Below are 19,316 nucleotides of genomic sequence, written 5' to 3' on the forward strand. Positions count from 1 at the left end.
GAAGCGTCATACCCGCGACCCGCACTCAGCTGGAGCCGCGCCAGACCCGGCGCCAGAAGGTCGCTTTCACAGGCTCGGGCGGAGCGGCGGCCTCGGCTGCCCGGCGGGACGCCTCCCGGCGCTCGCGCCAGCGCTGCACTTCGGCGTCGACGTCGCGGAGCTTCGTGATGACGGGTGGGCCGCCGAGGAGCTGTCGTCGCGCATCGATGACGCGGTAGTTGAAGTCCTCGAGGACCTCCCGCACCTGTTTCTCGGTGTACTGGCGGTCGAGGCGGTCGTCCAGCTCGGCGTCCTCCGTCCGCAGCAGGATGGCCCGCGGTCCCAGACCCGTGATGTTCTCGCGCTGGATCAGGCCCTTGACCCACCAGTCGGGGTCGTGGGCCTCCCCCAGCCCCGGGATCGGCTTGCCGGCCAGCGCGAGGTTGTCGAATTCGCCGCGCGCCATGGCACGGTCGACGATCAGCCGCGCCCGCTTGACCTCGTCCTCGCCCTCGCGCAGCGGCGCGAGCTCGCCGTTCGGTGCGTCGCCGTCGTCGTTCTGGCGTGCCAGTTCGGCCATCACGTCCGATGGATCGCCGCCGTCACGCGCCGCACGATACTGGCTTGCCTTCCGCAACCGCTCCTCGTGCTCCCTGGACCCGCTGATGCTGCTGCCCTCCCGCGTCGTTTCCACTTCGACTCCAGTATTCCGAGGCCGCGACAGGGCGTGCAACCCATTTCCCTGGGCCGGACGAGCTGGCGGTGCGGTGCCGCTGCGTGTGGGTTCGGGTGCGGAGTGCGGGCTGTGCCGCGTGCGGGCTGTGCCGCTGCGTGTGGGTGCGGGTGCGGCGGGTTCGGGTGCGGGCGCGACGCTCGTTCACGGCTTCAGCGGACAGATCGGCCGGACGACGGCGTGTCCTGGTGCGACACACGTTTCCCGCGCAGAAGACGTGAACGACGGCCGTTCGAGCACGCTGCGGAACTACCCCGGACGACGGCGTGTCGTGGCACGACACTCGCTTCCCGTGCAGAAGACGTGAACCACGGCCGTTCGAGCACGCTGCGGAACCACCCCGGACGACGGCGTGTCCTGGCGCGACGCTCGTCCGGTTGCGGGTGCGCTGGCGTGCGGGCGCGACGCTCGTTCACGGCTTCAGCGGACAGATCGGCCGGCCGACGGCGTGTCCTGGCGCGACACACGGTTCCCGCGCAGAAGACGTGAACGACGGCCGTTCGAGCACGCTGCGGAACCACCCCGGACGACGGCGGCGGGCCGCCCTCGAAGGGTGACCCGCCGCCGGCCGGGAAAGCGAGGAGCTAGACCAGCCAGGCCGTCGTGCCGGCGGGCAGCCTGCCGTCCTCCAGGGGTGAGCTGCTCAGCAGCACCGTCCCTGAGGGCAGGTCCACCGGGGCCGAGCCGAAGTTGGTGATGCTGTGCCAGCCGCTCGGACGCGTGAAATGCAGGACGTCGGCGGAGGGCTCGTCGATCCACTCGAACTCCTCCTCCCCCTGCAGCTCGCGCCGCAACTCGAGCGCGCGGCGGTAGAAGCTGAGGGTGGAAGCGGCGTCGCCCTCCTGCACCTCGACGGCGTACTCGCCGAACCAGGAAGGCTGCGGCAGGTGCGCCCCTGCGAAGCCGAAGCCGAAGGACTCCCCGTCGGCCGTCCATGGGAGTGGCACCCGGCACCCGTCGCGGCCCACGTCCACGCCCCGGTTACGGAAGAACGTGGGGTCCTGGCGATCCTCGTCGGCGATGTCGGCGACCTCGTGCAGGCCGAGCTCCTCCCCCTGGTAGAGGTAGGCGGAGCCGGGCAGGGCGAGCATGAGCTGCGAGACTGCGCGCGCCCGTCGCTCACCGAGCTCCCGGTCCAGTTCCGGCTCCGTGCCGCCGCTCATCAGCCACGCGGCGCCGTCCTGACCGCCCTGACCACCCTGGCCGGCCTTGCCGTCGTTGCTATCGGGGCCTGCCGGCGGCAGGCCGTAGCGCGTGGCATGGCGGACGACGTCGTGGTTGGAGAAGACCCAGGTCGACGACGCGCCGGAGGACGTCGCCTCGACGAGGTTCTTCGTGATGATGTCGCGGAACTGGCGGGCATCCCAGTCGGCCTTCAGCAGGTCGAAGTTGAAGGCCTGGCCGAGTCCCTCCGGGCTGGCATAGCGGGCGCGGCGGTCGGCGTGCACCCAGGCCTCGGCGACGGCTGTACGCGGTGGGGTGTACTCGTTGAAGACCTCCCGCCACTCGGCGAACACCTCGTGGACCTCGTCGCGGTCCCAGAAGGGGTGCAACCCATTGTTGTTCCCGCCCTCTGGGCCGAGCTCGGCCTTGGACGGAAGCGGCTCGGTCATATCCTTGGTGAGGGCATGAGCCACATCGACGCGGAACCCGTCCACGCCGCGGTCGGACCAGAAGCGGAGGGTCGTCAGGAAGTCGTCGCGGACCTCCCGGTTGTCCCAGTTCAGGTCCGGCTGCTCCCGGGCGAAGATGTGCATGTACCACTGGCCATCCTCGGTGCGCTCCCACGCCGGGCCGCCGAAGACGGACTCCCAGTCCGAGGGAGCCTCGTCCCCGTTCGGTCCCCTGCCGTCGCGGAAGATGTACCGGTTGCGGGCGGCGGAATCCCTCGGAGACGCCAGCGCCTCCCGGAACCAGGCGTGCCGGTTGGAGGTGTGGTTGGGAACGATGTCCGCGACGAGCTTGATACCCGCCTCGTGCAGGGCGGAGATCATCTCGTCGAAGTCCTCGAGCGTGCCCAGCTTGGGATCGACGTCGCGGTAGTCGTCGACGTCGTACCCGCCGTCCGCGAGCGCGGAGGGGTAGAAGGGGCTGAGCCACACGGCGTCCACTCCGAGTGCCTTCAAGTACGGGATGCGGGACGTGATGCCCTTCAGGTCGCCGATGCCGTCGCCGTTGGAATCGGCGAAGCTCCGCGGGTAGATCTGGTACACGGCGGCCTGGCGCCACCAGTCCGGATCCTGCATGCGCTCCGCGAGTGCCTCGGGAGCGAGCTGCGCAGTGGCGTCAACGGCTGATTCGACGCCGGGGTTGACGGTTGAAGTCACGGGTTTGGTCCCTCTTACTGCGTGGGGGGATGAATGTATCGGCGGAACAGGGCCGGAGAGGGGGCGCCGTTCCACGCACAGCATTCTTCTTACGGGAGGGATCAGAGGCGTGTCAATCGAGCGACGAAGGCCTGCGGGGCCTTGCGGCGGGCGCCCTGCTTGCCCTGGCGCCGCAGAGCCCGGCGCATGCGATCGCACCGATTCGCCGCAGGGCCCGGCCTGTGCGCTTGCTCGGATTCAGTGCACAGCCCGGCCCTGCGCTGCTGCACCGAAGCAGCAGCCGTGGCCGCTCGCCCGGAATTATTCAGAGGCCTGATCAATTGCACCAAGCATGACAACTATTGCGATCATCGGAGCAGGACGCGGCCTCGGGGCCGCGGTGGCACGGCGTTTCGGGGCAGAAGGGTTCTCCGTCGCCCTCATCTCCCGCAGCCAGGGAAAGCTGGACGCCCTCGCTGAGGACCTCGGCAAGGAAGGCATCCAGGCCCGCGGATTCGCCGCCGACGTCCGTGATCCGGAGTCCATCGCCGCGGCACTCGAGGCAGCCACCGAGACTCTCGGGCCCATCGAGGTGCTGCAGTACAGCCCCCTTCCGCAGAAGGACTTCATGCGGCCCGTCCTGGAGACGACTCCGGCCGACCTCAAGGGTCCGGTGGAGTTCTCCATCTACGGCCCGGTGGCAGCCGTCCACCAGGTTCTTCCGGGCATGCGGTTCCTCGGCGAGAACCGCGGCACCATCCTGTTCATCAACGGTGGTTCGGCCGTGAAGCCGGGCCGTGCCGTCACGGGTACGTCGGTCGCCTTCGCCGGCCAGGCCGCCTACGCCCAGCTGCTGCACGAGGTGCTCGGCGAGGAGGGGATCCACGTGTCGCAGCTCATCATCGGCGGCCGGATCATCGAGGGCGACCCCGAGAAGGACCCCGCTGTCCTGGCCGGGGTGATCTGGGATCTCCACGCGCAGCGGAGCACTTTCCGCCACCAGATCAGCGCCGACTGATTCCCTCCCGCCGGCGAAGGAGAACACCATGAGCAAGATCTGGTTCATCACCGGGACATCCCGCGGCTTCGGCCGTGAGTGGGCGGAAGCCGCCCTCGAACGGGGAGATTCCGTCGCTGCCACCGCGCGCAGCACCGACAGCCTCACGGCCCTGGTCGATACGTACGGCGATCGGGTCCTGCCGCTGGCGCTCGACGTGACTGACCGCGCCGCCGTCTTCGCCGCCGTCCGGCAGGCGCAGGAGCGCTTCGGCAGGCTCGACGTCGTCATCAACAACGCGGGCTACGGGCAATTCGGCATGGTCGAGGAACTGTCGGAGGCCGAGGTGCGCGATCAGCTCGAGACGAACCTCTTCGGCGCCGTCTGGGTCACCCAGGCGGCACTTCCGTACCTCCGCGCTCAGGGCAGTGGCCACATCATCCAGGTGTCCTCGATCGGCGGTATCTCGGCCTTTCCGACCGTCGGCGCCTACCACGCGTCGAAGTGGGCCCTCGAAGGGCTGAGCCAGGCGTTGTCCCAGGAGGTTGCCGGGTTCGGCGTCAAGGTGACGCTGATCGAGCCGGGCGGGTTCTCGACCGACTGGGGCGGCAGCTCTGCGAAGCATGCCACCGCGATCCCCGCCTACGACGGCGTCCGGGAGCAGGCCGCGAACCGACCGAGCCGTGCCGGGACGCCCGGCGACCCCAAGTCGACACGCGGACCCATTCTCACGATCGTCGACAGCGACGATCCGCCGCTGCGCGCGTTCTTCGGCGAGGCACCGCTCGGCATCGCGAAGGCGGACTACGAGTCGCGGCTGGCGTCGTGGGAGAAATGGCAGCCGGTGGCCGTCGAGGCCCACGGCGGCAAGGACTGAACCACGCCCGACGCAATACTGTCGTGGGGACATCAACCAGCACCCGGAGGACTTCATGAAGATCGCACTGCTCGGCGTCGGACGTATGGGACACGAACTCGGTGTGCACCTGCTGCAGGCCGGCCATGAGGTGACCGTTTGGAACCGTACGGCCGCCGCTGCGGAAGGCCTGCGTGACGCGGGAGCCACGCAGGCGACCTCCCCCGAAGACGCGGTTCGGAAGGCGGACGTCGTGATGACCGTGCTCTTCGGGCCGGACACCGTCCGGGAGGTGGTGCTCTCCGGCCTGGAGATCCCGGCGGAGGCCGTCTGGTTCGACGTCACCACGGTCTCGCCCGAGGACGCCCGCGAGTTCGCCAACTACGCCTCGGCGGCCGGCATCCGCTATGTGCACGGCCCCGTCATCGGAAGCCTCGCCCCGGCGCGGGCCGGTCAGCTGGGCGTTCTGCTCGGCGGCGCGAAGGAGGACGTCGACGTCGTCGAGCCCCTCGCGATGCTCTGGGGCGACGCCGAGCGCCTGCGCCGCGTCGCGACGCCGTCGGACGCCGCCACCGGGAAGCTGCTCGCGAACCTCGCCCTCGGCGTCACCCTGCAGGGACTCGTCGAGGCCCTGCGCCTCGGCAAGGCGAACGGACTCGATGCCGCTACCGTGCTGGATCTGCTGAAGGGCACCGGTCTCGGCGTCATCGCCGGCATGAAGGGACCCGTGATCACCGCAGGGACCTTCGGGGACACACAGTTCTCCGCCGACCTCCTCGCGAAGGATGCACGCCTGATGCTGCGCTCCACGCCCGATCCCCTGCCGGCCGTGACCGCCGTCCTGCAGTCACTGACCGAAGCGCAGCGCGCGGGAGCCGGCGACGACGACATCGCCGTGATCGCGAAGCCCGAGCTGGGCTAGTGCCTTCACCGGCCGGCGGACTCCCGGTCCTGGTAGGGAGTCCGCCGCCGGTCAGGGGTCAGTCGACCTGGGGGAAGCCGAGGTCGATCTTCGACGTCGACGGGTCCGGCCAGCGCGTCGTGACGACCTTGCCGCGCGTGTAGAAGCGGATGCTCTCCGGCCCGTACATGTGGGTGTCGCCGAACAGCGAATCCTTCCAGCCGCCGAACGAGTAGGTGCCCACGGGCACGGGAATCGGCACGTTGACGCCCACCATCCCTGCCTCGGCCTCGACCTCGAACTGGCGCGCAGCCCCGCCGTCGCGCGTGAAGATGGCGACGCCGTTGCCGTACTGGTTCTCGTTCACGAGCCGCACCGCGTCCGCGTACGACCCGACGCGGACCACGGACAGGACGGGCCCGAAGATCTCGTCGTCGTACACCTTCATGCCCGGCTTCACATGGTCCACGAGGGAAACACCGAGGAAAAAGCCGTTGGAATCGAACTGCTGCTGCGTACCGTCGACGACGACGGTGGCGCCCTCGGCGGGCGCGTTGGTGACGTAGGACGCCACACGGTCCCGGTGCTCGGCCGTGATGAGCGGACCCATCTCGGAGCTCGGGTCCGTGCCTGGTCCGATGGTCAGGCCCGTCATCCGGGACCGGACGGCTTCCACGAGGTCGTCCGCGATCTCCCCCACGGCGACGATGACGCTGATCGCCATGCAGCGCTCGCCGGCCGAGCCGTATGCGGCCGAGATGGCGGCGTCGGCTGCCATGTCGAGATCGGCGTCCGGCAGGACCACCATGTGGTTCTTCGCGCCGCCCAGGGCCTGGACGCGCTTGCCATTGGCTGCCGCACGGGAGTAGATGGTCTTCGCGATGGGCGTGGACCCGACGAAGCTGACGGCCTTCACACCGGGGTGGTCGAGGATGGTCTCCACGGCCTCGCGGTCGCCGTGCACCACGTTCAGGACGCCGTCGGGCAGGCCTGCCTCCGAGAAGAGTTCGGCGATGAACACCGAGGAGGAGGGGTCCTTCTCGCTGGGCTTCAGCAGCACGGTGTTGCCGCAGGCGATGGCGCTGCCGATCATCCACAGCGGCACCATGGCCGGGAAATTGAACGGCGTGATGCAGGCGACGACGCCGACGGGCTGGCGGATGGAGTGGACGTCGACGCCGGTGGACACCTGCTCGGACCGCTCGCCCTTCAGCATGTGGCCGAGGCCGGTGGCGAACTCTATGTTTTCGAGTCCGCGGGAGATCTCTCCCTCGGCGTCCGAGAGCACCTTGCCGTGCTCGCTCGTCAGGATGGCCGCGAGCTCCGACTTCCGCTCGGTGAGCAGTTGCCGGACCTTGTAGAAGACGGCGGCCCGCTTGGCGAGGCTCGCTGAGCGCCAGCCGGGCAGGGCTGCCTCGGCTGCCGAGACGGCCTCGTCCACGCGCGACGGCGACGCCAGGGCCACCTCCTTCTCCTGCTCGCCCGTGGCGGGATTGAACACCGGTCCGAAGCGCTCGGCGTCGGACACGCGTGTTCCGTTGATGTAGTGCGGGATCTGCTGCATGGGAGTCCTTCGGGGATGTGGGGAAGCGGAGACTAGAGGGTGCCGTCGACGAGCTTGATGATCATGGAGCAGTCCTTGCCGCCCTCACCCTGATCGATGAGGCGTTGGAACAGCTGCTGGACGTGCTCGCCGATCTCCAGTGGGGTATCGGTGCTGCGGGCGGCCGCGATGGCGAGCCCGATGTCCTTGTTGGCGAGTTCCGTGGTGAAGGTCGGCGTGAAGTCGTTGTTCGATGCGGCGGTGTCGACCACCCCCGGCACGGGATACCAGGTGCGCAGGGCCCAGCTGTCGCCGGAGGACACCGAAGCGATGTCCCAGAACACCTGCTTGTCGAGCCCCAGCCGGTCCGCGAGCACCGCGCCCTCCGCGGTGGACGCGAGATTGATGAAGAGCATCAGGTTGTTGCAGATCTTCGCGGCCTGTCCGGTGGTCGCACCGCCGGTGGGGATGATGTTCCTCGCCATGGGTTCGATGAACGCGGTGGCGTCCTTCACGGCGCCCTCCTCGCCCCCGATCATGAAGGTCAGCGTGCCGGCCTTCGCTCCGCTGATGCCGCCCGAGACCGGAGCATCGACGAATCGGAAGCCCTTGTCCGCTGCTGCTTCATGCAGTGCCGCCGCGGACTCGATGTCGATGGTGGAGGAGTCGACGAGGAGCGTGGAGGTCTCCACGTGGGCGAGGACGCCGTCGTCGCCGAGGTACACCGCCCGCGCGTGGTCTCCTTTGGGGAGCATCGTGAAGACCACATCGGCGCCCCTGACGGCCTCAGCGATGCCCGGCACCGCCGTGACACCCTCTGCCTCCGCTGCGGCGACCGCATCAGCGCTGAGGTCGAAGCCCCGCACCGTGTGGCCCGCCTTGACCAGGTTGGCGGTCATGGGACCGCCCATGTTTCCAAGTCCTATCCAGCCGATCGTTGCCATGTCCAAGCTCCTTTGCTCGTGGGTACCTTCTGCCACCCTCTCCCACTGCTACAGTGCGATCAAGGGGAAAAATCACAGACTGTGTGAACATTTGTGCACAGGCGGACGCGGATGGAGATGTGTGGTCGACTTCCGACGCCTGCCGAGTCCCGATGACCTCCTCATCCTGCTGACCGTGGCCCGCCTGGGCCGCTTCAACGCCGTCGCGGAGGCCCTCGGTTCCACGCACACGACCATCTCCCGCCGCATCCTCGCCCTGGACAGGCAGCTCGGCGGCCGGACCCTCGAACGCACCCCTCAGGGGTGGGAGCTGACCGCGCTGGGGGCCGACGCCGTCTCGGCGGCGGAGGCGATCGAGCTGAGCCTCGGCGAGCTCGACGCACGCCTCTCGAACACGGACACGCTGACCGGCATGCTGAGGATCAGGGCACCGGACGGCTTCGGTGCCCGCTTCATCACGCCGGCCCTCGTCCGCGTGCAGCGGGACAACCCGAGGCTCGACGTCGAGCTGCTCAGCGCCACGCGGAAAGCCAGCCAGAACCGCTCGGGCGTCGACCTCGAGGTGGTGGTGGGGCGCACCGAGACGGTGACCGCGGAGCCCCTCTTCCTCACCAACTACTTCCTGCGCCTTTACGCCGGCACGGCCTACGCGGACCGTCGCGGACTCCCGGAGCGGCTGGAGGACATCCGGCACCACAGCTTCGTCTCCTATGTCGAGTCCGCGCTGCAGGTCTGGGAACTCGGCCACCGCTCCTCGCAGCTGCCCATGCCGGTCACGTCCTTCCAGTCCACCAGCATTTTCGCGCAGCTGGAGGCCGTCCACGCGGGGGCGGGCATCGGTCTGCTCCCGAACTTCATGGTGCCGAACGGCTCGGGGCTGCTGCCCGTCCTCCACGACGGTTTCCACCGGCAGCTGCCCATCTGGGCCGTCGCACGGCCGGAGTCGCTCCGATCGGCAGCCGTCCAGGCCGTGGTGGCCGCGATCCAGCGGGAGATCAGCGAGCGCGACGGCGAATTGACCGCCTGACCAGCCCGATCTGCACCGCCTCGGCGCAGGCGCATCCCTACGCTCCGCACGGACAGGAACGACGACGGCGTGTGTCCGCCGCCGTCGTCGTTCCTGTTTTATCACCGTGTCCGACCGGGCGTCGCTACTTCTTGGAGGCGGCCAGCAGGTCCGCGGTGCCGCGGGCATCCGCCTCGTCGACGTCGAGCAGGCTGATGCCTCGGGTCTCCTTGAGCAGCAGCACTGCGACCACCGTGACGCAGCAGGCCAGCAGCAGGTAGATCGCGACGGGGGTCGAGGACCCGTAGTCCCGCAGGAGCGTGGTCGCGATGATCGGGGCCAGCGATCCTGCGACGATCGAGGTGACCTGGTAACCGAGGGAGACACCCGAATACCGCATGCGGGTGGGGAACATCTCGGCCATGATCGCGGGCTGGCCGGCGTACATCAGGGCGTGGAAGAACAGGCCGATGGTGACCGCCGCGAGGATGATGAGATCGTTGCCCGTATCCATCATGGGGAAGGCGAAGAAGCCCCAGGTTGCGCCGAGCACGGCACCGGCGAGGTACACCGGCTTGCGTCCCAGCTTGTCCGAGTAGCGCCCGACGATCGGCACCGCGCAGAAGTGCAGGAAGTGCGCCACGAGGAGGAGCAGCAGGATCCGCGTACGATCCTCGCCCACCACCGTGCTCAGGTACGTGATGCTGAACGTGACCACGAGGTAGTACAGGATGTTCTCGGCGAAGCGCAGGCCCATCGCGGTGAAGACGCCACGCGGGTAGCGCTTGAAGACCTCGATGACGCCGTAGCCCTTGGACTCCTCGACGACCTCCTTGCGGGCTTCGAGGAAGATCGGGGCGTCGTTGACCTTCGTGCGGATGTAGTAGCCGACGATCACGATCACGGCCGAGAGCCAGAACGCCACGCGCCAGCCCCAGCCGAGGAAGGACGCCTCGTCGAGCACGGCGGAGAGGCCGAACAGCACGCCCGTCGCGAGCAGGTTGCCCATGGGAACGGCGGACTGAGGCCAGCTGGACCAGAAACCACGGCTCTTGCTGGGGCTGTGCTCGGCTACCAGGAGGACGGCGCCGCCCCACTCACCGCCGACGGCGAAGCCCTGGATGAAGCGCAGCACCACGAGGAGTCCGGGAGCCCAGTAGCCCACCTGGTCGAACGTGGGCAGGCAGCCCATGAGGAAGGTCGAGACCCCCACGAGGATGATGCTGACCTGCAGCAGCTGCTTGCGCCCGTACTTGTCGCCGAAGTGCCCGAAGACGATTCCTCCGATGGGCCGCGCGACGAAGCCGACGGCGTAGGTCAGGAAGCCGGCGATGATCGCGTCGAGCTCCGAGTCCGCAGTGGGGAAGAACACCGAAGCGAACACCAGGGTGGCGGCGGCCGCGTAGAGGAAGAACTCGTACCACTCGACCACGGTGCCGGCCATCGACGCGACGACGACTTTCTTCAGGCCCGACGCATCGACGTCGGGCTCCTCCCGCTGGGGCGGTGTGTGCTGCGCTGAACTCATGCGGACTACTCCTTCAGTGTCTTCGTTGACACGGCCGGCCGGGAACGGCCTCCGCTGGCCGGCGCGCACTGTGACTGGAGGCACACCGGGGCGTTATGAGTATTGCGTCGGACAGCAGGCCGATCAACGTCGAATAGTGCAGACTGCTTCTGCATTTCCGCACAGCCGCGACGGCCTTCTGGTCCTGGCGCCGGCCGATGCGCTCGGCCGCAACGACCGGGCGAGGGCTCGAAAGAGGTGTGTGAGGATCGGACTCTGTGGGTACGGTACGAAGTATGGCTACTCCTGATACTCCCGGTCCCGATTCGAACCACCAGCGTCCCGACGGCGTCTCCGACATCACGGTCGAGGCCCTCGGGAAACTCTCCGAAGCCCTTGAGGTCGTAGAGCACGCCCGCGGCTACCTCTACGGCTTCCACCGCCTCACCGGCAAGGCGGACCTCAACCTCTCCGAAGCCGAGGAGCTGTTTCGGAAAGCCGGCCACACCGAGATCGCGGACAGGCTCGTCACCGAGATCATCGGGCGCAACGTGATCGAGGGTCGCTGGACGTTCCAGATCATGGAGGACTACGACGACCACTACTACTCGGAGTTCAAGTCCTTCGAGAAGGAGGCCAGGGATTCCCTCGTCGAGGGCAAGCGCCACCTGTTCGAGGCGGAGATGAAAGAGGACCGACGCACCAAGGGCGAGGCACACCACGAGGCACTGCCGCCGGAGGCCTGAATCGGCGTCGTTCCGCACGCTGCCCGCATATCTGCATCGCCGGTTCCTTGAACCGCTGTCGAGCCTGCCTTCGTGTGTACATCCGTACCCATCATGGGTACGGTTGTACGCATGACCTCAGGCGATGACGACGGGAAGTGGATGACGCACGGTCTTCAGGTAGGCGACGACGGGCGGACCAGGACTCCTGTCCTGCCGGCTGGTTCGGATGACGCCACCGGGGATTCCGCTCCCACAGCAGGCGGCCGGTCCGGTCCCGACGGCGCCCGTTCACGGCGGCACGATCCGCGCCGCCGTGAACGGCTCATCGATACCGCGCTCGGCGTCATCGCCGAACACGGCGTCGCCGGGACCACGCATCGCCGGGTCGCCGCCGCCGCGGATGTGCCCCTCGGTTCCATGACGTACCACTTCGACGGCATGGACGACCTCCTTCATGCGGCCTTCACCGCGCTCGCCGGCCGGACCGCGGACACCTTCGACGCGGCGCTCTCCGGCGCCGCCACGCGCGACGAGGCGGGTGAGGCAGTCGTCGGCCTCATCACGGGGACGGCGCTCAACGCGCCGGACACCATGCTTGCCAGCCTCGAGCTGTACGCACTGGCTGCGAGGCGTCCCGAGTTCCGGACCATCACCGATGCCTGGATGGCGCGTAGCCGCGACGCCCTGCACAATCACTTCGATCCGGAGACCGCACTCATGCTCGATGCGCTGATCGAGGGAACCACGCTGCATCGGGCCCTCTCTCTCAACCCCATGAAGATCGGCACGATCCGCACTGCCGTCGAGAGGATCATCCGACCGTGAGCGCCCCCGCTTCCGTACAGCGGGCCGAGCACACGCCGCAGCAGCTCGGCCGGGCACGCTTCGCTGTCAGCGCCCTGTTCCTTTCCAACGGCGCGCTCTTCGCGAACATCCTTCCGCACTACCCGGCGATCAAGGATGGACTGGACCTCAGCAACGCTGCGTTCGGCATCTCCGTAGCGGCGTTCCCCCTCGGCGCCATCACGGCAGGACTCGCGTCGGGTGCGCTGGTCCGGCGCTACCGGTCCTCCCGCGTCGCGACCGCCGGCACCCTCCTCATCGGCCTGTCGATCCTCCTCGCCGGCGTCGCTCCGTCGTGGGCGGTCCTCACCGCCACCCTGTTCCTGGCCGGCACCATGGACGCGATCACCGACGTCGCGCAGAACTCGCACGGGCTGCGCGTGCAGAAGCTCTACCGGCGGTCCATCCTCAACTCCTTCCATGCCGTATGGAGCATCGGAGCCGTGCTCGGCGGCCTGATGGGGGCGGCAGCGGCAGGCCTCGCCGTTCCCCGGGGACTCCACCTGACGGTGTCCTTCCTGCTCTTCACCGCGCTCACCCTCGTGTGCTACCGCTTCCTCCTGCCCGGGGCAGAGCCATCGGAGCCGGCAGAAGCACCACCGGTAGCGGCGCCCGGCGGTGCCGCCCGGCGGAGGTCGATGATGACCTTCGGCATCCTTGCCGCGCTGATCGTCATCGGCATCGCCGGAGCGCTCGTCGAGGACGCCGGAAGCACGTGGGCGGCGGTCTACCTCAGTACCTCCCTCGATGCCACGCCCACCATCGCCGGCCTCGGCTTCGTTGCGCTCGTCGGCCTCCAGTTCGTGGGACGCCTCTTCGGCGACCGACTGGTGGACAGGTTCGGTCAGCGCTCGGTGGCACAGGCAGGTGGCATCCTGACCGCTGTCGGCATGGGCACCGCCCTTCTGTCCCCGTCGATCCCGCTCACCATCGTCGGCTTCGGACTGGCCGGCCTCGGCGTCGCCACCCTCGTCCCGGCGGTGATGCACTCGGCGGACGAGCTTCCCGGCCTCAAATCAGGCACGGGATTGACGGTCATCAGCTGGCTGATGCGACTCGGATTCCTGTTCTCACCTCCGATCGTCGGTGCTGTCGCGGATGCGTCATCGCTCCGGGTCGGCCTGGTCGTCGTGCCTATTGCCGGCATCCTCACGCTGCTCGCTTCTCCTGTGCTGCCGAAACGGGTTAGACCGCACCACTGATACACATCGGGCCGGCCCCACTGTGTCCTGTTAAGCGTTTTCCACAATGTCCGAAGCATCTGTTACACAGGAGTTGTCACTGGTTGAAGCTTCATGCGAGGTGGATCACGGGGACTTCTCAGGGGGACAGAACTACATGCGTTTCGGAGATATCCTGCGCCAGGCACGCAGCGCCAAGGAACTGACACAAGCAGAGCTCGGGGCGGGAGTGTATTCGGCCCGCTACATCTCGCTCCTCGAGCGGGGACAACGCCAACCGACGACCGATATGGTGCAGCATTTCGCGTCCCGGCTCGGCATGGATGTGCAGACCCTGAACTGGTGGGTCGAACCTCCGTCTGTCGACGATCAGCCCGCTCTCACCTCCGCGATGTTCGCCGCCCATCACGCACGGGACCTGCGGGACGATACGCTCGCGGCCTCCGAGGCCGAGTACGCCGCCAGCATCGCCTTCGAGCAGCGGAACGGGCCCGCCTGGTGGGACATGTCCATGCTGCAGGCGCAGTCCCTGATCAATCTTCGCCGGCTGGAGGAGGCCGAGACGGTGCTCCTGCGCGTCCAGTCCTCCTCCCTGTTGGCCCAGACGCCAGAATTGCGCTCTGTGGTACAGATGCGGCTCTCTTTGATCGCCCGGGGCACAGGCCGACTGCTGGAGGCAGTCGATCTCGCACACCGCGCAGTGGAACTAGCGGCGGAGCTACCTGGCAGTTCGCCCGCCCGTCTGCAGGCAGCATTCATCCTCATTGCGGCTTTGGCGGTGAAAGGTGATCTCGATGAAGCGTGGGACATCGCCATGAGCCTCGACGTCACGGAGAACGTTCCCGCAGTGCCGTCCCGCATCATCGCTCACGGGGCTTGGGCCATCGGCAATGTGGCCTTCCGCAGGGGTGAGGTGGCAGTGGGCTACGAACAGCACGCTCTCGCGGCGAAACTTCTGCTCCCCCAGGCCGATCTGGAGATGTGGACCAATTTCCATAAGTCGAGTGCGAATCTGAAACTCGAGGCCGGCCTTGTCGATGAGAGCGTTCGTGAGTCTATTCGGAATGCCGAGGTGGGACTCGAATTGGTCGGAACGAAAGGTCAACAACTCGAGCTTCTTCTTGCGAAGGCCCGCTTTGCGCTCCTGACCGCTGATCTCCCGGCGGCGGCGGAATTGCTCGGGGAAGTGAATGGCCAACGCGAGAACCTGGACTTCGAGTCCGGAATCGAGCTGGAGTCCTGCCTGGGTCACTACTATGTTGCGCTGAAGTCCCGCAAGCAGGCAGCGCACCACCTGTCCGAAGCAGCACGGCTCTACACGGAAGCCGGAGCGGACGAGAAGGCCCACGAGTTGCTCGACCAGGTACGGGCGCTCGGGGCCTGATCTCCTGGAAAATCACGCGTCCACCTGCGGCCGGAAGCGCCGGATGCTGTAGACGATGAAGGCCGCGGCCAGGAGTCCGGACAGGATCAGGCTCGTACCGACGCTCCACCCGCCGGGAAGCCACCATCGCCCATCGAGCGGCCACCAGCCCGGCACCGGAGGATTCACCCCCCACAGCAGGCCGAGCAGCACCAGGACAAGGGCACCTGTGAAGCTGAGGGCAATGGCACTCCTGGTCCTCACCCCGTGCGCGGCCGCAGCGAAAGCCTTCTGCTTCACGGGCTGCAGCCAGCGCCTCGCCCACTCGTATTGCTGCGCGAGCACGGCGAGTCCGGCCACGAGGGCCAGCAGCCCGGGACCTGGAAGCACGAGGGCGGCGAGGCCGATCAGCACCAAGAGCCATCCGACGACCAGGCCAATGACACGGCGGGCCCCACGGGGCCTGGTCCGCCCGGCGAATACTGAACCATGGGGGCGGCGCTGTCGAGGGGACCGCGCCATCAGAAATTCCTCAGTAAGCTTCGCATTCCTCTATCGTTGGACTGATCGACGTTGGTGGCAACCCGGCCATGCGTGAGCCGTGCCCTTGCCGCAGGGCGATCCGCAAGGCCGACGCGGCGCCGGCACCAGCATTACCAAGGGACTTCCCGCAACCGCGGGCTTAGAGAAGGACATTGACCATGATCGGATTCATCCTCGCCGGCCTCATCATCGGCGCACTGGCGCGGCTCATCAAACCGGGCAAGCAGAACCTCGGCCTGGTCGCCACGCTGTTATTGGGCCTCGTCGGCTCGATCATCGGCGGCACCATCGCGAGCCTCCTCGGCACCGGCCAGATCTTCGAACTGAATGTGCTCGGGTTCATCGTGTCGGTCATCGCGGCGGTGCTGCTGATCGGCGTCGCCGAGTCCGTCGCCGGCCGCCGTCGCGTCACCCGCTGAGCCACCAGCAGGCAGGAAGGGGCGGCTTCGGCCGCCCCTTTCCGCGTGTCGGGCGCAATCAGCCGACGTGTCGTTCCAAAGCAGCCATACCGCGGCACGCCTCAGCTGTCCCGCACGTTCATCCAGTGCACGTACCCCGGGAAAAAGTCGGTCTGCAGGTGTAGCGTCGGCATCAGATGGGGCACAGATACGTTCGGAAGGTTCAACCATGAACAAGAACTGGCGCTGGCTACCCGCCGGCATCGTCCCAGTCGTCATCGTCGCTGCTGCCGTGAGCGGTTCCGCCGTCGCCGAAGCTCAACCGCAACTCCCCGCGAAGACCGCGCAGGAGCTGCTCGAGTTCGTAGCCACCGGTGCCGACGACGCCTATTCCGGCACCGTGGAGCAGTCGTCCAACCTCGGACTTCCGGACATGGCTGGCGTTGCCACTCCGCCGGGAGGCACCTCGAGCTCGGATCCGACGTCCGCAGCACTCGAACTCCTGACAGGCGAGCACACCGCCCAGATCTACGTCGACGGGACGGACAGGGCGCGTGTCCAGGTCCTCGATCAGCTGGCGGAGCGCGACGTCGTCATCAACGAGAACGACGCCTGGTACTACGACTCCCGGTCCAACGAGGCCACTCACGCCGTCCTGCCGGACAAGGACGCCACCAGGGCGCAGCTCGAGGCGAAGCTCCAGCAGAAGGCCGCCGAGTACCCCGAACTGCAGAACGTCCCCCGCACCCCGGCCGAACTCGCGCAGACCTTCCTCGCGACGATCGATCCCAGCACCGAGGTCACGGTGGACGGCACCAGCCGCGTTGCCGGCCGCAGCGCCTACCAACTCCTGCTCACCCCGGAAGACTCCGCCACCCTCATCGGATCCATCGCCGTGAGCGTGGATTCGGAAACGGGCGTCCCCCTCAGCGTCAGCGTTGAGGCCAAGGGCCAGGAGGAGGCCGCCTTCACGGCAGGCTTCAGCGCAGTGGACTTCACCACCCCTGACGCGGCGATCTTCCAGTTCACCCCGCCCGTCGGCGCCACCGTCACGGAAGCACCCACGGCCGATGAGGCGAGGGCGAAGCTCGAGGCCACACCGGAGGCGATGCCGGCAGAGGCTCCGGAGAAGCCCGACATCATCGGCGAGGGTTGGAGCACCATCGTGGAACTGCCCGCCGGAAGCGCAGCCGGGCTCGGACTGAACCTCGGCAGCGGTGAGGCAGCCGGCATGGGCGAGATCATGGAGATCAAGCCGGGCATGGATCCTGAGGATGTGGCCGGCGCAGGGGCCCTCCTGGAGCAGGCACTCACCGAGGTCGACGGTGGACGCGCGCTGCAGACCTCGCTCGTCTCGGTGCTGGTGACCGATGATGGACGCATCCTCGCAGGCGCCGTCGGCGTGGACCAGCTCGTCGCAGCTTCACAGCAGTGACCGCAGGATTACCGGCGCGGTCCGCACCCTTCGTGCGGGCCCGCGGGTGAGCGCCGGCGACTTCGCGATCGAGACGCACGGCCTGACGAAGGCCTTCGGCAGACAGAAAGCCGTCGACGACGTCGATCTGGCCGTACCCCGCGGCACGGTGTTCGGGTTCCTCGGCCCCAACGGGTCGGGGAAGACAACCACCATCCGCATGCTCCTCGGCCTGGCCGCGGCGTCAAGCGGTGAGATCCGCCTGCTGGACGGCGGAATGCCGAAGGATGCCCGAACGGTGTTGCCGAGGGTAGGCGCACTCGTCGAAGGCCCCGCCATCTACCCGTTCCTCTCCGGGCGGGCGAACCTCCAGCGTTTCGATGCCGCGGACCGCCACACGTCCCCCGCCACCAGGAATGCCCGCGTCGACGCCGCCCTCGAGCGCGTGGGCCTCAGCCACGCAGCCACGAAGCGCGCCCATGCCTACTCCCTCGGCATGAAGCAGCGCCTCGGGATCGCCAACGCGCTCCTCGCACCGAGGGACCTGCTGATCCTCGACGAGCCCACCAACGGCCTCGATCCACAGGGCACGCGCGAGGTCCGTCATCTCATCAAATCCCTGTCCGACGACGGCACCACCATCTTCGTCTCCAGTCACCTCCTCGCCGAGGTGGAGCAGATGTGCAGCATGATCGCGGTCATGAGCGCCGGACGCCTCGTGGCACAGGGCACCCTCGATGAGCTCCGGTCCGGCGGCACCGCCCGCGTCCGCGTCACCACCCCCGACTTCGCCGATGCCCATCGCGTCCTCAGCGGCCTCGGGCTCACACCGGAACTGCACGGGCGCGACGACGTCATCACGGCCGAGCTCTCGGTACAGGGTTTACTGCCGGAGTCCGTCAACGCCGCCCTCGTCCGAGCCGACGTCCGGGTCCGGGGTTTCGAAGCAAGCGGCGCATCACTCGAGGACCGTTTTGTCGCACTGACCGGAGAGGGGTTCGACGTTGCCGGCTGAATCCGCAGTAGCCAGTCCATCGCGAGCCGGAGGCGGCCTCGGGCTCACGCTCCTGGTCTCGGAGATCACGGTCCTGTTCCGGCGCCTGCGCACCTGGGCGATGATCGGGGCCCTGGCGCTGATCCCCATCCTGATCGCCGTCGTCGTCCGTGTCTCCTCCGACGGCTCAGCCAGCGGACGTGGCCCGGCGTTCCTCAACAGCATCACGCAGAACGGCCTGTTCGTGTCGCTGACGGCGCTGACCGTTGCCATTCCACTGTTCCTGCCACTGACCATCGGCGTCGTCGCGGGTGACACGATCGCGGGCGAGGCGAATCTCGGCACGCTCCGCTACCTCCTCGTCGCCCCGGCCGGACGGGTCAGGTTGCTCCTCGTGAAGTACGCGGGCGCTGCACTGTTCTGCTTCGTGGCAACCCTGACCGTCGTGGTCACGGGTGCCATCATCGGTGCCCTCCTGTTCCCGGTAGGGCCGGTGACACTCCTGTCCGGGGACACCGTCGGGATACCCGGCTACTTCGTGCGGTTGCTGCTGCTCGCGCTCTACGTGACGGTCTCGCTCATGGGACTCAGCGCCATCGGACTCTTCATCTCGACCCTGACGACCATCCCCGTCGGCGCCATGGCGGCGACGGCTGCGCTGGCCGCCGTCGCCCAGATCCTGGGCGCCCTCCCCCAGCTCGAGTGGCTGCACCCGTGGCTGTTCACCAACTACTGGCTGGGCTTCGCGGACCTGCTGCGGGAGCCGATCGTCTGGAACTCGTTCGCGGACAACGCCCTGCTGCAGCTCGGCTACATCGCCGTCTTCGGCACCCTGGCATACGGCCGCTTCAGCACGAAGGACATCCTGAGCTAGCCCCCGGACCTACCAGCGGTGCGTGGTGCCGTCCTCCGGTCGGTCGAAGGGTAGAACTGCTGCGGAAATACTGCCCCAATCCTGCCGCGCCGTCCGCCCGAGGCAGGCGCTTTCCTGCAGTCCTGGCGATAGATTCGTGGTACCCGGGGCGGGGCTCAGCCTGCCAGGGTACTTCTGCACAGGGAGCTGCTGGATGGGGACCAATA

At 67.8% G+C, this 19,316-nt stretch carries 18 protein-coding genes; 12 read left to right on the plus strand and 6 right to left on the minus strand.

Annotated elements, in window-relative coordinates:
- Positions 1–25 precede the first annotated feature (25 nt).
- Entirely contained in the window at positions 26–673 is a 648-nt protein-coding gene (locus tag RCH21_RS12665; protein WP_326964679.1) for a J-domain-containing protein, read from the minus strand.
- Positions 674–1,296: 623 nt separating this feature from the next.
- A complete protein-coding gene (locus RCH21_RS12670) occupies positions 1,297–2,958 on the minus strand; it encodes a glycoside hydrolase family 13 protein (protein WP_326964852.1) in 1,662 nt (553 codons plus the stop codon).
- 412 nt (positions 2,959–3,370) lie between these two features.
- Here RCH21_RS12670 and RCH21_RS12675 point away from each other — a divergent pair, with 412 nt between their 5' ends.
- Genes RCH21_RS12675 through RCH21_RS12685 form a run of 3 tightly spaced genes read left to right on the plus strand, consistent with a single transcriptional unit; the run spans position 3,371 to position 5,793 of the window.
- Positions 3,371–4,036, plus strand: a complete 666-nt coding sequence (locus RCH21_RS12675; RefSeq protein WP_326964680.1) for an SDR family NAD(P)-dependent oxidoreductase — start codon at positions 3,371–3,373, stop codon at positions 4,034–4,036.
- Positions 4,037–4,064: 28 nt separating this feature from the next.
- Positions 4,065–4,892 (plus strand): SDR family oxidoreductase, encoded by an 828-nt coding sequence (locus tag RCH21_RS12680; RefSeq protein WP_326964681.1) that lies wholly within the window; start codon positions 4,065–4,067, stop codon positions 4,890–4,892.
- 55 nt (positions 4,893–4,947) lie between these two features.
- On the plus strand, positions 4,948–5,793 hold the full coding sequence (locus RCH21_RS12685) for an NAD(P)-dependent oxidoreductase (protein ID WP_326964682.1): 846 nt from the start codon (positions 4,948–4,950) through the stop codon (positions 5,791–5,793).
- A 58-nt stretch (positions 5,794–5,851) separates the two neighbouring features.
- Here the strand turns inward: RCH21_RS12685 and RCH21_RS12690 are convergent, their stop codons facing one another.
- Entirely contained in the window at positions 5,852–7,336 is a 1,485-nt protein-coding gene (locus RCH21_RS12690) for a CoA-acylating methylmalonate-semialdehyde dehydrogenase (protein ID WP_326964683.1), read from the minus strand.
- Between the two features lie 32 nt (positions 7,337–7,368).
- Positions 7,369–8,295 carry a 3-hydroxyisobutyrate dehydrogenase gene (gene mmsB, locus RCH21_RS12695; protein ID WP_326964684.1) on the minus strand — a complete coding sequence of 309 codons (927 nt, stop codon included), beginning with the start codon at positions 8,293–8,295 and terminating at the stop codon, positions 7,369–7,371.
- Between the two features lie 85 nt (positions 8,296–8,380).
- Between mmsB and RCH21_RS12700 the strand changes: the two genes are divergently transcribed.
- Positions 8,381–9,286: a LysR family transcriptional regulator gene (locus tag RCH21_RS12700; RefSeq protein WP_326964685.1), complete on the plus strand. Its 906-nt coding sequence runs from the start codon at positions 8,381–8,383 to the stop codon at positions 9,284–9,286.
- Between the two features lie 124 nt (positions 9,287–9,410).
- Here the strand turns inward: RCH21_RS12700 and RCH21_RS12705 are convergent, their stop codons facing one another.
- Complete coding sequence (locus RCH21_RS12705) at positions 9,411–10,793, minus strand: MFS transporter (protein WP_120149605.1); 1,383 nt, start codon at positions 10,791–10,793, stop codon at positions 9,411–9,413.
- 275 nt (positions 10,794–11,068) lie between these two features.
- Here RCH21_RS12705 and RCH21_RS12710 point away from each other — a divergent pair, with 275 nt between their 5' ends.
- The 4 genes from RCH21_RS12710 (at position 11,069) to RCH21_RS12725 (ending at position 14,908) form a co-directional block, all read left to right on the plus strand.
- Positions 11,069–11,518, plus strand: coding sequence for a hypothetical protein (locus RCH21_RS12710; protein ID WP_326964686.1), 450 nt, complete (start codon positions 11,069–11,071; stop codon positions 11,516–11,518).
- A 111-nt stretch (positions 11,519–11,629) separates the two neighbouring features.
- Complete coding sequence (locus RCH21_RS12715; protein ID WP_326964687.1) at positions 11,630–12,325, plus strand: TetR/AcrR family transcriptional regulator; 696 nt, start codon at positions 11,630–11,632, stop codon at positions 12,323–12,325.
- Entirely contained in the window at positions 12,322–13,545 is a 1,224-nt protein-coding gene (locus RCH21_RS12720; protein ID WP_326964688.1) for an MFS transporter, read from the plus strand. Before RCH21_RS12715 ends, RCH21_RS12720 begins: the two co-directional genes overlap by 4 nt.
- Before the next feature lie 136 nt (positions 13,546–13,681).
- Positions 13,682–14,908: a helix-turn-helix domain-containing protein gene (locus RCH21_RS12725; RefSeq protein WP_326964689.1), complete on the plus strand. Its 1,227-nt coding sequence runs from the start codon at positions 13,682–13,684 to the stop codon at positions 14,906–14,908.
- 12 nt (positions 14,909–14,920) lie between these two features.
- Here RCH21_RS12725 and RCH21_RS12730 read toward each other — a convergent pair whose 3' ends face one another.
- Entirely contained in the window at positions 14,921–15,409 is a 489-nt protein-coding gene (locus RCH21_RS12730) for a PGPGW domain-containing protein (RefSeq protein WP_326964690.1), read from the minus strand.
- A 179-nt stretch (positions 15,410–15,588) separates the two neighbouring features.
- Between RCH21_RS12730 and RCH21_RS12735 the strand changes: the two genes are divergently transcribed.
- The 4 genes from RCH21_RS12735 (at position 15,589) to RCH21_RS12750 (ending at position 19,110) form a co-directional block, all read left to right on the plus strand.
- A complete protein-coding gene (locus RCH21_RS12735; protein ID WP_326964691.1) occupies positions 15,589–15,849 on the plus strand; it encodes a GlsB/YeaQ/YmgE family stress response membrane protein in 261 nt (86 codons plus the stop codon).
- A gap of 208 nt (positions 15,850–16,057) precedes the next feature.
- Entirely contained in the window at positions 16,058–17,263 is a 1,206-nt protein-coding gene (locus RCH21_RS12740; RefSeq protein ID WP_326964692.1) for a LolA family protein, read from the plus strand.
- Positions 17,264–17,309: 46 nt separating this feature from the next.
- Positions 17,310–18,257, plus strand: a complete 948-nt coding sequence (locus RCH21_RS12745) for an ABC transporter ATP-binding protein (RefSeq protein ID WP_326964693.1) — start codon at positions 17,310–17,312, stop codon at positions 18,255–18,257.
- Positions 18,247–19,110 carry an ABC transporter permease gene (locus tag RCH21_RS12750; RefSeq protein ID WP_235830756.1) on the plus strand — a complete coding sequence of 288 codons (864 nt, stop codon included), beginning with the start codon at positions 18,247–18,249 and terminating at the stop codon, positions 19,108–19,110. The genes RCH21_RS12745 and RCH21_RS12750 overlap by 11 nt, the downstream gene beginning before the upstream one ends.
- The last annotated feature ends 206 nt before the right edge of the window (positions 19,111–19,316 follow it).

It is taken from the genome of Arthrobacter sp. PL16 (genome assembly GCF_035985055.1).
GTDB lineage: Bacteria > Actinomycetota > Actinomycetes > Actinomycetales > Micrococcaceae > Arthrobacter_D > Arthrobacter_D cheniae.